Below are 15,522 nucleotides of genomic sequence, written 5' to 3' on the forward strand. Positions count from 1 at the left end.
TGCTCTGATACTATTGACCGGTTTGCTGTTTCAATGAATGAAAACAACCCTCCCCATGGATTGGGCCAGTTGTATGGGTATAAACATATGAACAAAATGGACTCACGCACGTGATAGCACTTTTATTTGATATTATTGGCATGACAGGCACATTCTTAGTGGTTGGTGCTTTCTTTTTACTACAACTGAATAAAGCATCGCCAACCGGCCTTGTGTATAACATGATGAACTTAACGGGCGCAATTCTGTTACTGATCAGTCTTTGTTATAACTTTAACCTTGCTAGTTTTGTTATTGAGATTTTCTGGATAGCGGCGTCACTTATTGGATTATATAAGTACATCAAAGCAAAGCGTACTGGAAATGTTGAAACAGCTTAATTAAGCTTGGCTCATTAAAACAGACGTTTTTAGAAACCCATTTACAGTTGAAAATGGGTTTTTTTGTCGCTATTTAAGAAAACTTTATAAACTAAAATTATAAAAACATTGCAAGCTTACCAATCTTTTGTATTAATAGTGTAAACATGGTGTTGCTTTTGCAACACGGGCTATAAGTACAGGTATCGCTTACCGTGGATCTTTTCAGATGTTCAGCACTTTTTACTATTGCAGTTGCCTCAACCTCGCCAGTGGTTGCAAACGCGGCTGAAGAGCAAGACTTATTCTCTTTAAGTTTTGAAGACTTACTTAATGTTCAAGTCGATATAGCAAGTAAAACCAACGAAACTTTGTCATCAGTCCCTTCTACAATAAGTGTTTTTAGTCGTAAGCAAATTCAAGCATTAGGGGTTGATAACGCCTACGAAGTGATGAATTTTGTGCCTGGTATGCAATCAACTCGAGGTGATTGGGTAGGGGCGGTGCCTAAAGATCATGCTCGGGGCGTTTATCTAGATAGCGGTAATGTTTTGGTGATGATAAATGGTGAGCGAGTTAATGAATCATCATTTGGTAAGGCTTCTGTTTATTTGCCTTACATACCTGTGGAAGTTATCGAAAAAATAGAGTTTATTCGCGGTCCAGGCTCGGCTCTGTATGGCAGTAATGCGTTTTTAGGGGTGATGAATATTGTTACCTCTAAAGAGCGAAATACACTGCAACTTGTGCTTGGCAATAATGGTCGCTACGGGGCAACAGGGCAGTTCAATACCTCTTTAAGTGATGATACATCACTCTTTGCGAGTTTTTCGTATGATCAAAAAGACGGCGAAAGCTACCCGCAAGGAGTAAAAGATCCTCTTGAGGCGCTTTACCTAGAAGCAGGTGTTGATTACAAAAAGCTGCAATTACGTGCTCGTTACAACGAAACCTCTCTTGATGAATTTTTAAACCTCGCTGGATATTCTAAGCAAAACCAACATAACAGTGATAACACCTTTGTGGGAATTAAATACAACTGGATCAATAACGATAAGTTAAAGCTAGATTCTAGTTACTCATTCACAAAGCATAATATTTCAAGTGCAGGGTTAATCGCTACATTTGACGATATTCCAGACTTTCTCGTTGGCCCTGCGTGGCAAACAACTGACAGTAAATTCGAAACTGAGTTAAGTTATCAATTCGATAACCAATGGCAGCTTGCTGCGGGAATTGAATACTCAGAAGCTAAGCAAACTGAAGCAGGAGTCCGCACGTCTTATTATGATTTCGATTCAGAGCAAATAATTATCGACCCTGCCTTTGAACAGCAAGGGATCGTGTCTGTGATGGACTTTCCTGAGTTTTCGTCACTTAAGTTTACATTCGAAACCTTGAGTGCTTATGGACAGCTAAAAATACCATCCTCAGATGCACTTACTTTATTTATTGGTGCACGCTATGACGATGTGAAGGACATCGACAGTAAACTTTCTCCACGTCTTGCGGGTGTCTATAAAATAAATTCAGAGCATACTGTTAAGCTGCAATATGGTGAATCGTTTAGAACACCGGTTACCAATGAGCTTTTTTCAAATGATGATGTGACAATAGGTAACCCATCGCTTCGCTCTGAGTCGATAAAAACCACTGAACTTGTTTGGCATTATAAAACCTCAGAGTTACAAGCTAATGCAGTGCTTTTTTATAATGAACTTAATGATTTTATAAATATTGAGCCAACATTATCAGATGATGCATTGTTTACCTTTACAAACTCATTCAACACTCAAAACAGTGGTATCGAGCTTGATAGCACTTGGCAATCAAGTAAAGACTTTTCGATTACAGGCACTTATACGCAATACTTTGAAGATCCAATCAATGCGAGCTTTAAGCGCTTTGCAAGCATAATCAGTAGTTATAACTTATCTGATTCATGGCAGGTGAGCTTAAACTTATTGTGGCGCGATACAGTTGAAGTAAGCTCAGAGACAGGTGCTCACTTTAAACAATCTGCTTACAGCTTATTGGGTGGCAGTTTAAAATGGCAGTTAAACAACAACAGCCAACTAATGCTAAAAGCAGAAAATTTGTTAGGAAAAAAATACAACGCATTTGATCCTCGCATTGACAATGGCGCAGTCGCTGGTACAACTGAGGAATTATCGTTACACTACCAATTCAATTTCTAGTAGTCCTGTTCGTAAGGTTTGAATGTCGTCATTAAGTAAAAAATTTATTGCAGCAGGTGTATTGCTAATAATGCTGTTAATATTAGTTTTTTATCTCGGTAGAAGCCATGATTACGAACAAGCTCAGCATCAAAGTCAAACACAAGCTACTCAGCTAAGCCATTATATCGCAAGTGAATTAGCACGATTTAAAACCATACCTAGCTTAGTAAGTGCCAATGATTTGGTAAAATCATTTATTGTCGAAAAAGGTGCTGGTGGAGATGCGGTCAATGATTATCTTGAAGATATTCAACGAGCGAGTGGGGCTTCAGATGTTTACGTAATGGATTTGTCAGGCACTGTTTTAGCAAGTAGTAACTGGCAAGTTGACTATACTTTCTTAGGAAGTAATTTTGCTTTTCGGCCGTATTTTTATTTAGCCAAACAAGGTGAAAAAGTTGCTTATTTTGCTTTGGGTATGCGCTCTAGTGAGCGAGGCTTTTATTTTTCTGAGCCGTTATTTTATCAAGGCGAGGTGGTTGCGGTAGTGGCACTAAAAGTTAATGCCAAAAAATTTGAACAAGACCGCCAGCTACTCAATGCATCAGACACTTCACATTTCTACATTGCTCTTGAAGACAACGTTATTGTTATGTCTGATGTAGCTGATTGGCGTTTAAAGTCACTTAAGCCCCTTGATAATGAACAAATGGCTGCATTAGTTAAATCGCGCCGATATCTGTCACATAAACCCACTTTACTGCCCTATACCCATAAACCTCTAAATGAACAAACCATACTTCAAAAAGTTTTATTAAACGGTAAGCAATCGCGCTTTATTAGTGCTGTTGAAAGCATTGATATCATTAACGCCAAAGCGAGTGTGTTGGTGGATGTGACGAATGTCGAGCTTGCACAAATCCCTAGGCTTCTTTGGTTTAGTGTGTTTTATGCTATTGCGGTAGTACTTATTCATACGGCAATGGTACGTTTTGCTGGTTATAAAAAGCTATTGTTTTCTAGGCACAGTCTTGAGCAAGAGGTTATAGAACGTACTCAGGCTCTCGAAAAGGCTCAAAAAGCGCTGATCCAAACAGCTAAACTTGCAACTATTGGTCAGTTAAGTGCAGGCATTAACCATGAAATCAATCAGCCATTAAGTGCCATGAATACCTACTTAGTGAGTGCAAAAAGGTTACTTATCAAAGGAAATATTGAGCAAGCCAGCGAAAATTTAGTTTTGGTGCAGTCGTTAATAGAGCGTGTACACAAAATTGTTGCACAGCTAAAGCATTTTAGTAAACCGGCACAAACTCAACTGAGACAGCAAAGCTTAGCGAGTATGTTAAAAAATGCCTTAATGATTGCAAGCGCACAGTTAAAGCAAGATGATATCGAAGTTAAAGCCGCAGATATTGATGCAAACATAACAGTATGGGTCGACAGCGTTAAGTTTGAGCAAGTCTTGGTTAACGTGATCACTAATGCCAGCCAAGCAATGAGTGAATCTGACAAACGCGAACTGAGCTTTGAGCTTGAACTGTTTGACGACCGAGTAAAGCTATCAATTCTCGATACTGGCCCGGGTATTGATCAACATGCATTAGGTAATATTTTTGAGCCATTTTATAGCACTAAAACCAGCAATGGTTTAGGCCTGGGCTTGTCTATTTCAAGGCAAATAATCGACTCATTTAATGGCCGCCTAACGGCCCATAACCGCCCTAAGGGCGGAGCACAATTTATTATAACTTTACAAACTAACAAGGAAACATCATGAGTGAAGTTGCAGCGACCTGTGATCAGGTAATCGTTATCGATGACGAAGCGGTGATCCGTGATTCATTGAAGCAGCTCCTTGAGATTGAAGGTTATCAAGTTCAGTGTTTTAGTGAGCCTACAGCGGCACTTTCAAAATTAAGTCGTCGCTTCGAAGGTATTGTACTAAGCGACATAAACATGCCAAAAATGGATGGCTTGGCATTTTTAGAGCAAGTTAAAGCCTTTGATAGCGAGCTACCGGTTATTTTTCTTACCGGCTTTGCTGATGTATCTGTGGCCGTTAAAGCCATGCAGCTTGGTGCTTATGATCTATTTGAAAAGCCACTAACTGAGCAGTTATTAGATTGTATTGCTCGTGCTTCAGAAAAACGTGCGTTAGTAATGGAAAACCGCGCCTTAAAAATTGCTGTTGAAAAAACGTCTGCGCCCGGTGTGCGTATTTTGGGTGAAACCGAACAAATGCAACAAATGATGCATTTACTTAATGCGGTAATCGATACGCCAGCAGATGTGCTAATAGAAGGTGAAACTGGTACAGGTAAAGAGTTAGTTGCTCGCTATTTACACGATCAAAGTAATCGTTCAGCGGCTAATTTTGTTGCTATAAACTGCGGCGCAATACCTGAGCAACTTATTGAAAGTGAGCTTTTTGGTGCAGCCAGTGGTGCATACACAGGGGCGACACAATCTCGCCAAGGTAAGTTTGAATTTGCCAAAGGCGGCACTGTCTTTTTAGATGAAATAGAGTCTACGCCTGCGAGTTTACAAGTAAAGTTGTTGAGGGTGCTTGAAGAGCGCAAAGTAACCCCTGTAGGCGATAACCACGCCATTGATTTAGATGTACGTATAGTTGCTGCTACCAAAGTAGACTTAATGACACTAGTCGAAGCAGGGGAGTTTAGAGCCGATTTATATTACCGCCTAAATTTAGTAAAAGTGAGTATTCCGGCATTACGTGATAGAAAAGCTGATATTCCACTGCTTTTTAAACACTTCAGCTCGATAGCGGCGACACGTTTTCATAAGCCGCCTGCGCCATTGAGTAGTGAAGCTAAACAACGACTCCTTGCGTATGATTGGCCGGGAAATGTGCGAGAGCTTAGAAATCAGGCTGAACGTGCGGTATTGCTAGGTTCTGATCTGGCTTTTGCTTCTTACAGCGACACAAATAATCAAAATGAACTTGCTCAAGATCTAAGTCTTGCGGAGAAGATTAGCTTCTATGAGCAGTCACTCATCGAAGAAGCGCTAGAGCGAAACAACGGCAGCATAAAAGACACCATGGTCACATTACAAATTGCCCGTAAAACCCTTTACGACAAGATGACCAAATACGGTATTAATCGCGAAATGTTTAAAGACTAAGCAACTCTCTCACATTAAACTCTTCACAATGGGTGGAACAGGTGACAGCATATTTTTAAAAATGTGTGGATATCCACCCATAAAAAATAGCCTCTTTTACGTCAATAAAGTTAATTTACTGTTATTTAACAGCTTTTTTAAAATTAACTAAGTTGGCAACCAACTTGCCTTACTAGTTAGGAACAACAATTTGAACCTAATAAGGGGCGCATAATGACAACAATATTCACTCATACAAAAACACGCGTAACAGCGGCTGTGATTTTAGCGAGCACAGCTGGCTCAGCAATGGCAGCAGACTACGCGGTATACGGTAAAGCAGAAGTTCAAATAGCAAACACAGATACAGGCGTTATGCGCTATGTTGATGAAGGTACGCAAATCGAAGCACCTTTTTCTCGTATTGGTATTAAAGGTAGTCACAAACTAACTGAGTCACTTAAAGCGGTATTTAAATACGAAGTGCAAGTAAAAGGCTTTGAGCATGATGATACAAATGAGCCATTTTCAGCTCGTAATACTTACTTAGGCCTTGCAGGCGATTTTGGTGAAGTGGTTGTCGGTCGTAACGACACGCGTTTTAAATACTCAGAAGGTAAAGTAGACGGTTTTAACGAAACCCAAGCAGATATTGCACAGCTGATCCCTGGTCAAGACCGTATCGGCGATACCATTACCTACAGCTCAAAAACATACGGTGGCGTATCACTTGCACTAACTTATGCTCCAAAAGATGACAGCAGCAACGATGAAGATGGTTTTGCGGCAACGGTTATTTATGGTGACCGTGCATTAAAATCTAAAGACTACTATGTCGCTATCAGCCATGTTGATGCACTTAACAAGTTGACGGCAAGCCGTGTTGTTGCCGCATGGAAACTTGAAAACCTACAGTTAGCGGGTTTATTCCAGCGCAGTGAATCTACCGACGGTACGAAAGAAGGCAATGGCTATGCACTTAGTGCAAGCTATGCAATCGATAAATGGGTACCTAAACTGCAATATGTTAAAGACGACTCAAAGATTCGCCATGCTGAAGAAGGTAAACAATGGACAGCAGGTGTTGACTATGTGTTCGATAAACAAACCACTGCTTACTTATTCTATACTGATTTAGATTTAGAACTTGAATCAGATAACAGCGTTGCACTTGGCCTTAAATACAAGTTCTAAGGAGTCGGTATGTCATTAGTAAATCAAACAAAAGATGGCTCACAGCCACGCCCATTAATGAGCACAGTGATGTTACTGCTAGGCCCATTAGTGATGTTATTAACTTGCTTAATTGATCCACCAGCGGGTATGAGTGTATCTGCATTACGTACTGCAGGCCTTGCATTTTGGATGGCTTCTTGGTGGGTAAGCGAAGTTGTGCCAATTCCTGCTACGTCTTTATTGCCACTGGTTATATCACCTCTTGCTGGCATTGCAGCAATCAAAGGGGTCGCGTCACCTTATGCACACCCTTTGATCTTTTTATTCTTAGGCGGCTTTTTGATCTCAATCGCGATGGAGCGTTGGGGTTTACACAAGCGTATTGCACTTAATACCATGCTTCGTGCTGGTACTAAGCCAAGCCTACAAATTTTAGCCATGATGTTAGTAACGGCATTTTTATCAATGTGGATGTCAAATACAGCGACTGCTGTGATGATGTTACCGATTGCAATGTCGATTACTATGTTAGTTAAACAGTCTAACCCAGATAATGACCAATTTGGTAAAGCATTGTTATTATCAATTGCCTATGGTGCTAGCATCGGTGGTATCGCAACCTTAATCGGTACGCCGCCAAACGCATTAATGGCTGCATACCTATCAGATAGCTACAAGATTGATATTGGCTTTGCTGAGTGGATGAAAGTAGGTGTACCACTTGCGACAGTTATGCTTATTTTATGCTGGGTGTGGTTAACTAAGTTTGCTTATAAAGTTGATACACAATGTGCAAAAAGTGCAAGCAAAGACACTAAATCTTTATTCTTGTCACAGTTACAAGAGTTAGGAGCTATGCAGCGCGCTGAAAAAGGCGTAGCTGTTGTATTTGCTTTAGCTGCAGTATGCTGGATTTTTAGACCTATGATTGCTGATTTCTCTGGCCTTAAAATTTCTGATACCGGCGTAGCGATTGCTGCAGCATTGATGTTATTTGTGTTACCAGCAAATAAAGGCGATGGTGAGCGAATCCTTGATTGGGAAAGTGCAGCTAAAGTGCCGTGGGGCGTGTTGCTACTATTCGGTGGCGGTTTAACACTAGCTGCACAAATCAAGTCGTCTGGCCTTGCTGAATATATTGCCCATATGATCGAGGGCGCAAGTGCTATTCCGTTAGTTTTAAGTGTTTTAGCGGTAACGGCTCTTATTACATTCTTAACAGAAATAACCAGTAACACAGCCACAGCTGCAGGTTTCTTACCACTATTAGGCCCGGTTGCTGAGTCAGTATTTGGTACACCGCTTGTGTGGGTCATTCCTGCTGCAATTGCATGTAGCTGTGCGTTTATGATGCCAGTCGCGACACCACCAAACGCGATTGTGTTTGGATCAGGGCAAATTCAAATGCGCGATATGATCCGTTCTGGGTTCGCACTTAACTTAATAGCTATTGCCATGATCACCTTAGTTACAATGACTGTAGCAGCGAGTGTATTTGCTTTTTAAATGTAAAAATTAATGAATACAGAACAATAGTTTCAACTCTTACCAACCACTCACAGCGCTCTTTATGGGCGCTGTTTTTATTTGCTCTCGATTTTATTCATCGTTATAGTTGTTTAAACCTTTTTGATGAGTACTCGTTTTGGTCGAACTAGATTCACAATTACAAGAACAATATTATCAGCTGAACGATGCATTTTTAGCTGAACCTTACTTACCAATAGATATTAGAATAAAGCTTCTAAAACGCGTCAAAGTTGCGCTTATTGAGAACGAGCAGGCTTTAGTGAATGCTTCAAGTAAAGATTTTGGATACCGTACAGCCTTTGATACTGTACTAGGCGATATTTTCCCAACAGTCAAAACAATCAGTGATGTGATTAAGCGTTTGCCAAAGTGGGCAAAAAATGAATCTCGTGGTGTTGGACTTAGTTTATGGCCTTCGTCTGCACATATTAGTTATCAGCCGAAAGGGGTTGTAGGCATCATTGCCCCATGGAATTATCCAATTCAACTTGCGTTAGTTCCTGCCATAACCGCATTAGCCGCAGGCAATCGCGTAATGCTAAAGTTAAGCGAATATACACCTCACACTAACGCAGTTATAAAAACGATTTTGGCTGATGAATTGAAAGAGCATTGTATCGTGATTGAAGGCGAAGCAGAACTTGCTGCAAAATTTTGCCAACTTCCTTTTGCTCATATGCTGTTTACTGGTTCAACCGCTGTCGGCCGTAAAGTAATGCAAAGTGCTAGTAAAAACCTTACCCCAGTGACGTTAGAGCTAGGTGGTAAATCGCCAGTAATTGTTCTTGATGATGCAAATATCAAAGAAGCAGCGAAAACAATTTTATTTGGTAAATTGAACAATGCAGGGCAAATTTGTGTTGCTCCTGATTACGTATTTGTTCCAAAGCGGCTTGAGCATCAGTTGGTAATGCAGCTTTGTGATATTTACCGAAAACATTTTAAACAAGGTGTTGAAGGTAAAAACCTGACTTCAATTATCTCCGAGAGTCAATACCAGCGATTAGCTGCTTATTTAGTTGACGCAAAAGACAAAGGCGCGCAAGTATTTGAGCCGATAGAAGGTCATCAAGTTGATGAACTAAAACACCGTATGGGCTTGCACATTTTAACGCAAGTGAATGATGATATGCGCGTCATGCAAGACGAGATCTTTGGCCCCTTACTGCCCATTATCGGTTATGAGTCATTGCAGCAGGTGATTGATACGATCAATGGTGACTCATTACCTCTTGCTTTGTATATTTTGGGGCACGATAAAGAGAAAATCAGTAAAATAAGCACATCAATCAGAAGCGGTACATTAGCAATTAATGATGTATTGATGCAGGTAACAGCAGATCAGCTACCGTTTGGTGGTATTGGTGAGTCAGGGATGGGGCACTATCATGGCATTGAAGGTTTTAAAACCTTTAGCCATGCACGAAATACCTTGGTATCCGGTAAGTTTAACCCTCGCACTAGTTTATTGCTAAAACAAAATAAGTTGCTGATCAAACTATTAAAATGGCTGTACTTGCGCCCTTAAGCGCAAGTACGAAGTTTATTTATAGACGCCCGTCAGGTGCGTATAAACCAGCCTGTATTTTTGCATAAATGGCATCTGCTTTTTCTTTAGCAGCTTCAATTTCTGCAGGCATCATACTTCGCTCATCAAGCTTACGGCTATGGCTTGCATCCATGTTGCCGTTGTATTCAGCAATGGTATTCCAAATGTATGATTTTTCGAGATTCTTAGGAACTCCTAACCCTTCGTAATACATTAAAGCCATGTTGAATTGCGCAAGAGTAAAGTTATTTGCAGCCGCCTTTTGGTACCAACTAAGCGCGGTACGGTAATCTTGAATTACCCCTTCGCCATTGGCATACATAACCCCCAAATTAAACTGTGCCGCTGGATGGTTTTTTTGTGACGCCATTTCATACAATGAAATGGCTTTTTCTTTATCAAGTTTGACACCTTTACCTTCTTGATAAAGTACACCCAATGCGAACATTGAATCAGCATGCACTTTTTTTACTGCTTTTTCGTACAACTCTGCTGCTTTACGATAGTCTCGTTGCACACCAAAGCCACCTTCGTACATTTTAGCAAGCTCATACATTGCAGGGGCATAACCTCTGTCTGCAAGGTAATTAAATTCATGAAGCGCTTCTTCAAAACGGCCTTCATTTGCCGCTAATTGGGCATCTTCAAGACTGGCATTTGCTAAAGGTGACAAGATTAACGTGCTAGCGAGCAATAGTGATTTAAAATTAGGCTTGATCATAGTCTGCCTCCAAATGTGTGTTAGGTATCAATAACAAAGCATTCAGCTATTGATAAAATGCCTTGCCAAACAGCCTCAGAGCAAAACATCACTTTTAGTTTAGCCCCAACAGCTGCAAATGCCCAATTTATAGACAGCGGCAAGCTTTGCAATTAACAAGTAGGCTTAAGATACAGATTTTCCAGAAAAATTAAAGAAATAAAAAAAGCCCTTAGCGGGCTTTTTCGTGTCATATCTACCGTCACCGATATGAGCAATGTAGCAAGTAAAGTGTAACGTTTTATGTCTATGTTTGGGTCGAGGAAACAGATGACAATCAAGAGTTACATCTTGAACTAACTTGGTAAAACAGCATCAAAACCTTTAACAGTATGATGTTGCTGTGAGAATAGTCTAGCGAACCAAGTTGTTGATAACGATTATTACTTAGGTTTAACCGTTCGTCAATACTCAAATGATAATTAATTTCATTTAATTTGGTTGCTGCATTTTTGTTCTTAGTGGTAAGTTTACTTTGTTTTGAAATAGGATTTGAAAAAACTACAATGAAAAAGCTATCAAAGTATCTAATAGTATTTAGTTTATTGTTTACAGCAACAGGGTGTTCTCCGAGCTTCACTTACAATAATTTAGGTTGGTTATCAGGGTTTTGGATTGATGATTATGTTGACCTTAACAGTGACCAGGCTGATAAATTTGAGCATATTGTCAAAGCCAGCCGAGATTGGCATCGAGAAACACAACTCCCCTTATATAAACGCGACCTTGAAAATTTAAAGACCATGTTAGATAAGCAAGTTGACCATAACGAGCTTAAAGCACACTTTGTACAAGCGAAGCAGCACTGGCAAACATTGATTAATAAAATTGAGCCTGAACTTATCGCTTTAGCGAATTCACTTTCTTATAAGCAGCGCGTAGAGTTTGTTGCTGCACTGCAAGAAAACATTAACGACGAGTACAAAGAGCACGAAGAAAAATCACCTGAGCAACATAAAAAAGAACGTTTAGAAGAAAACCTTGAAAATTATAAAGAGTGGTTCGGTAGCAGACTCACTGCGCAGCAAAAAACACTCATAGAGAGCTCATCAAATTCTCGAGTCGGTACATTTTTAATGTGGATGCAGTACAAACAAAAGCGTTTAGATGCATTAAAAACGTTATTTATGCAAAAGCAAAAACCAACAGACTTTGATAGCCAGTTGACAGTCATCATTAATAATCGCTTGGCTTTTATGAGCGATGAGTTAATTGCAGCCGATGATAAAAATCTCGATAACTACGTTAATTTATTAGTGGAACTAAAACCTACATTAACCGATAAACAGCGTCGTAACGTTCGCGATGAGTTTGATGAGTTAATCGAAGAGGTAAGTGACTTGATTGATGATTAATGGGCTAGGTGTATTTGCACGTGATATGAAATTGATGGCAGCTAGCAGCTTATGTTTTTAAAATAAAAGTTAGAAAGTATCAGTTTTTCAAGATTTTATGTTAATAAACGTAATTTAATGAGGGTTCGCTTAATAATTTGTTCCTAATTTTTTAATTTGGAGTTAAAATCTAGTCACTAGAATAATAACGAGAAACTGAATGGATATTGGTGCGCTAAGAGGCACTCAAGCTTTACGTAATAACGTTCTTAAATGGATGGGCTTTTGTCTAGGTGTTTTAGCGGGCGTGTTCGCGGTTTTTAATCTATTTATAAATGACTTTGTTGTTCTAGGTGCGTTAGAAGTCGTTTTTGCTTCGTTTTGTTTTTATATCTTTTTCTATACCCGAAAACGTAATGCTCAGCTCTGGCAATCACTTACTCTGTGTTTGTTTTTAAGTTTACTCATTACATTAGGTACTTACTTAAGCAGTATAAAGAGTTTACTTTTTATCTGGACATGTTCATTGCCTGTATTGTTCTATCTATTACTTGGTAAGCAATATGGGCAAGTGTTGTCTTTGATGGTTGCACTATTACAAGCACTGATTTTATTTAGTAAATCAAGTCTTGAACCTCTCAATAGTGTTAATTTTTTACTCAATTTTTCATTTACATATATCTGTATTTGGGCAGTATCTCACACCTTTGAAAATAGTCGTGCTGAATATGGACAGCGACTTGAAAACTTAGCCTTGCTCGACCCTTTGACTGGCGCGGGGAACCGCTTGGCAATGACCCATTATTTTGAAGTTGAATTAAAAAACAAAAATGGCTTGTTTATCTTAATGCTCGACCTTGATTATTTTAAGAATATTAATGATCAGTATGGCCATGATGTTGGCGATCGCATTTTGATTGAAGTAACCAGTTTCTTTAGGCAACGCATTAGTAAAGGCTATGTATTTCGTATTGGCGGTGAGGAGTTTGCTATCTTCTTACCCAGTAGTGACCCAAGAAGTGCTTATGAATTCGCAGATATGCTGCGCGAGCACTTATCAACCACTATCCACAATATTGATGAGCAAGTAATTAATCTGACCATTAGTATTGGTGTTGCTTGCTACATGCCAAATCAAACCCTGAAAAACTTTATTAAACGTGCTGACGATGCGCTATACCAAGCAAAGCAGCAAGGACGAAATAAAGTTGTAACAGCTTATGAGTTGAGCCAAGAGTCAATTGAGCATAATAAAGCGAGTTAGCGTTTATAAATTTAGCTTTTGTACATGGTGTCGAAATCAGGGATGTTTGCCTCCCAAATAGGAATATCTTTGCCTATGTATTCACGCATAGCATCAAAGAATAAACGCGTTCTTACTGGTAAGTCTCTGTGTGGGTAAACTGCATACACCGCGCTGTAATCGAGTAATTCCATATCGGTTAAAATGGGCACCAGATCGCCACGCTTAACTTCATCGTCAAGAATAAATGCCGGCGCCAAAACATACGCATTGCCTGAAATAGCTTTCATTAAAAGTACTTCTGCATCGTTCGCACGAAAGACGCTTTTAATATTTTGCTCAATAATATCGCCATCGGCATTACGATAACGAATTCCACTGATGCGTTTACTTGGGCTTGAATAGCTAGCGGCAGGTAGTTCTTTTAAATCCTCAACCTGTTTTGGCATACCGTAAGTTTCAATAAATTCCGGTGATGCCAACAGCAACATACGGTTGCGGGCAATTTTACGGGCAATAAATGACGAGTCTTTTGGTTCGCCAACACGAAACGCTAAATCATAGCCTTCTGATACTAAATCAATCAGCCTGTCGTCTAAACGAAGTTCCACCTCAACTTGCGGAAAGCGTTTTTGAAAGTCGTTAATGACTGGTTGAATATAGCGTTTACCAATAATACTTGATGAGGTAATTTTTAACGTACCACGGGGTTCTTGGTGGTAATTTTCAGCAAGTCTGACGGTATCTGATAACAAATCTCTCAGTTCAGCTGCTTTTTTTACCATTTCAGCACCAGCGGCAGTCAACGAAAAAGAACGTGTAGTACGATTTAGTAAACGCACACCTAATTCATCTTCGAGGCGGTTAATTTGTTTTGAAATAACTGAGCGATCTATATTTCTAGATTCGGCGGCTTTGGCAAATGAGCCTCGTTCAATTACTTCAAGCAACATTAATAAGCGGCTGGTGGTATCCATAGCAGTTCCTTAAATTCTATTGGTGCAATTCTGGCATTAATGAATTTAAAAATCTATCATTTTTATCCACTAATTAGTTGCGTAACATTGTCTCCTATCTAAATACAGGAGAGTCGTTATGAACAAATCTATTCTTGCAGTGGCTGTGACCATTGCGAGCTTAACGTTGGCAGGATGTGGTAGCGAAGCTAGCCAATCAGCGCAACAGCAACAATTACAACCTATCGATGTAGCGCAAGTACTTGTAAAGCCAGTACAAAATTGGCACACCTACACAACGCGTTTAGAGGCACCGCAAGAGGTTGCACTTATGCCGCGTGTTTCAGGTGTGATCGATAAAATTAACTTTAAAGAAGGTGACAGTGTTAAAGAAGGTGACTTGCTTTTCACCCTTGATGCACGCCCTTTTGCAGCAGTAGTAGATAGCTTAAAAGCGCAGATAGAGAGCGCCAAGGCCGCATTAGAGCAGGCTAAAAGTGAAGCAAAACGTGCAGAGCGCTTAACTGAGCGTAAAGCAATTTCAACGGAGCAAGCGGAGTCTCGTAAATCAACGCTAAGACAACGCGAAGCGCAATTGCTAGCGCTACAGGCTGAACTTACGGCCGCAGAGCTTGATTTAGAATTTACTCAAGTGCGTTCACCCATTGATGGCGTTGTATCGCGTGCGAATATTACCAAAGGTAATAACGTGCTTGCTGGTCAAAGCGTGTTAACAAGCATTGTTTCAAACCAGCAAATGTATGCTTATTTTGATATTGATGAGCGTACATGGAATCAGTCTTTTACTGATGTGACAGCGCAAAGTGAACAAGCGGTTGTGATGCAAAAAGTGGGTCAAACCAGCTTTAACTACAATGGCAAAATCAACTTCATTGATAACCAAATTAATGAAACTACCGGCACTCTTCGTGTACGTGCGGTGTTCGAAAACGATGAACAACAATTACGTGCGGGCTCATTTGCACGTATTAAGCTTGCTGCCAATAAAGTAAGTGAAAAAGTCATTGTGCCTGAGCGTGCAATTGGGACTGATTTAAAGAATCGCTTTGTACTCACTGTGGGTGAAGGCAATGTTCTTGAATACAAGCTAGTAACGGTGGGTGAGCGTTACGGCAGTTTACGTGCGATTACATCAGGACTAAACGAAAACGATGTGATTGCTGTGAATGGCCCGGCGCGTGTTGGCCCTGGTATGCCAATTTCACCAAACACAGTCACAATCAATAGCGACGGAATTGCATTTACTCTTTCAAATAATCACTCAGATTTGGTTGCTAAACAGTAGGTC

General features: G+C 40.0%; 12 protein-coding genes. 10 read left to right on the forward strand and 2 right to left on the reverse strand.

Annotated features, from left to right (window positions below; translation table 11 throughout):
* Window positions 1-110: 110 nt before the first annotated feature.
* From L1272_RS16130 to L1272_RS16160, 7 genes are all read left to right on the forward strand, one after another.
* A complete protein-coding gene (locus L1272_RS16130; RefSeq protein WP_054552127.1) occupies window positions 111-380 on the forward strand; it encodes a CBU_0592 family membrane protein in 270 nt (89 codons plus the stop codon).
* Window positions 381-574: 194 nt separating this feature from the next.
* The gene (locus tag L1272_RS16135) at window positions 575-2,557 is read left to right on the forward strand and encodes a TonB-dependent receptor plug domain-containing protein (protein WP_235373853.1); all 1,983 of its coding nucleotides are present in this window, start codon (window positions 575-577) and stop codon (window positions 2,555-2,557) included.
* A 22-nt stretch (window positions 2,558-2,579) separates the two neighbouring features.
* On the forward strand, window positions 2,580-4,319 hold the full coding sequence (locus L1272_RS16140) for a sensor histidine kinase (RefSeq protein ID WP_138617388.1): 1,740 nt from the start codon (window positions 2,580-2,582) through the stop codon (window positions 4,317-4,319).
* Window positions 4,316-5,686: a sigma-54-dependent transcriptional regulator gene (locus L1272_RS16145; protein WP_054552130.1), complete on the forward strand. Its 1,371-nt coding sequence runs from the start codon at window positions 4,316-4,318 to the stop codon at window positions 5,684-5,686. The genes L1272_RS16140 and L1272_RS16145 overlap by 4 nt, the downstream gene beginning before the upstream one ends.
* A 213-nt stretch (window positions 5,687-5,899) precedes the next feature.
* A complete protein-coding gene (locus L1272_RS16150) occupies window positions 5,900-6,859 on the forward strand; it encodes a porin (protein ID WP_235373854.1) in 960 nt (319 codons plus the stop codon).
* 57 nt (window positions 6,860-6,916) lie between these two features.
* Window positions 6,917-8,347 carry an SLC13 family permease gene (locus L1272_RS16155; protein ID WP_235373863.1) on the forward strand — a complete coding sequence of 477 codons (1,431 nt, stop codon included), beginning with the start codon at window positions 6,917-6,919 and terminating at the stop codon, window positions 8,345-8,347.
* Between the two features lie 139 nt (window positions 8,348-8,486).
* The gene (locus tag L1272_RS16160; protein WP_235373855.1) at window positions 8,487-9,899 is read left to right on the forward strand and encodes a coniferyl aldehyde dehydrogenase; all 1,413 of its coding nucleotides are present in this window, start codon (window positions 8,487-8,489) and stop codon (window positions 9,897-9,899) included.
* Window positions 9,900-9,918: 19 nt separating this feature from the next.
* Here L1272_RS16160 and L1272_RS16165 read toward each other — a convergent pair whose 3' ends face one another.
* The gene (locus tag L1272_RS16165; protein ID WP_054552133.1) at window positions 9,919-10,641 is read right to left on the reverse strand and encodes a tetratricopeptide repeat protein; all 723 of its coding nucleotides are present in this window, start codon (window positions 10,639-10,641) and stop codon (window positions 9,919-9,921) included.
* Between the two features lie 545 nt (window positions 10,642-11,186).
* On the opposite strand from L1272_RS16165, the gene L1272_RS16170 reads away from it, so the two are divergent.
* On the forward strand, window positions 11,187-12,035 hold the full coding sequence (locus L1272_RS16170; RefSeq protein WP_235373856.1) for a DUF6279 family lipoprotein: 849 nt from the start codon (window positions 11,187-11,189) through the stop codon (window positions 12,033-12,035).
* Window positions 12,036-12,234: 199 nt separating this feature from the next.
* Window positions 12,235-13,278, forward strand: a complete 1,044-nt coding sequence (locus tag L1272_RS16175; protein WP_054552135.1) for a GGDEF domain-containing protein — start codon at window positions 12,235-12,237, stop codon at window positions 13,276-13,278.
* A gap of 11 nt (window positions 13,279-13,289) precedes the next feature.
* Here L1272_RS16175 and L1272_RS16180 read toward each other — a convergent pair whose 3' ends face one another.
* Window positions 13,290-14,234, reverse strand: coding sequence for a LysR family transcriptional regulator (locus L1272_RS16180; protein ID WP_235373857.1), 945 nt, complete (start codon window positions 14,232-14,234; stop codon window positions 13,290-13,292).
* 118 nt (window positions 14,235-14,352) lie between these two features.
* Between L1272_RS16180 and L1272_RS16185 the strand changes: the two genes are divergently transcribed.
* Window positions 14,353-15,519 (forward strand): efflux RND transporter periplasmic adaptor subunit, encoded by a 1,167-nt coding sequence (locus L1272_RS16185; protein WP_054552137.1) that lies wholly within the window; start codon window positions 14,353-14,355, stop codon window positions 15,517-15,519.
* Window positions 15,520-15,522: the final 3 nt, after the last annotated feature.

Source organism: Pseudoalteromonas sp. PAST1, assembly GCF_021532515.1.
In the GTDB taxonomy this organism is placed as follows: domain Bacteria; phylum Pseudomonadota; class Gammaproteobacteria; order Enterobacterales; family Alteromonadaceae; genus Pseudoalteromonas; species Pseudoalteromonas simplex.

Excerpts from the sequence above, each read along its gene's own strand:
- L1272_RS16140 (WP_138617388.1), top strand. The coding sequence starts at position 2,580 with ATGTCGTCATTAAGTAAAAAATTTATTGCAGCAGGTGTATTGCTAATA.
- L1272_RS16145 (WP_054552130.1), top strand. The coding sequence starts at position 4,316 with ATGAGTGAAGTTGCAGCGACCTGTGATCAGGTAATCGTTATCGATGAC.
- L1272_RS16150 (WP_235373854.1), top strand. The coding sequence starts at position 5,900 with ATGACAACAATATTCACTCATACAAAAACACGCGTAACAGCGGCTGTG.
- L1272_RS16155 (WP_235373863.1), top strand. The coding sequence starts at position 6,917 with ATGAGCACAGTGATGTTACTGCTAGGCCCATTAGTGATGTTATTAACT.
- L1272_RS16165 (WP_054552133.1), bottom strand. The coding sequence starts at position 10,641 with ATGATCAAGCCTAATTTTAAATCACTATTGCTCGCTAGCACGTTAATC.
- L1272_RS16170 (WP_235373856.1), top strand. The coding sequence starts at position 11,187 with ATGAAAAAGCTATCAAAGTATCTAATAGTATTTAGTTTATTGTTTACA.
- L1272_RS16175 (WP_054552135.1), top strand. The coding sequence starts at position 12,235 with ATGGATATTGGTGCGCTAAGAGGCACTCAAGCTTTACGTAATAACGTT.
- L1272_RS16180 (WP_235373857.1), bottom strand. The coding sequence starts at position 14,234 with ATGGATACCACCAGCCGCTTATTAATGTTGCTTGAAGTAATTGAACGA.
- L1272_RS16185 (WP_054552137.1), top strand. The coding sequence starts at position 14,353 with ATGAACAAATCTATTCTTGCAGTGGCTGTGACCATTGCGAGCTTAACG.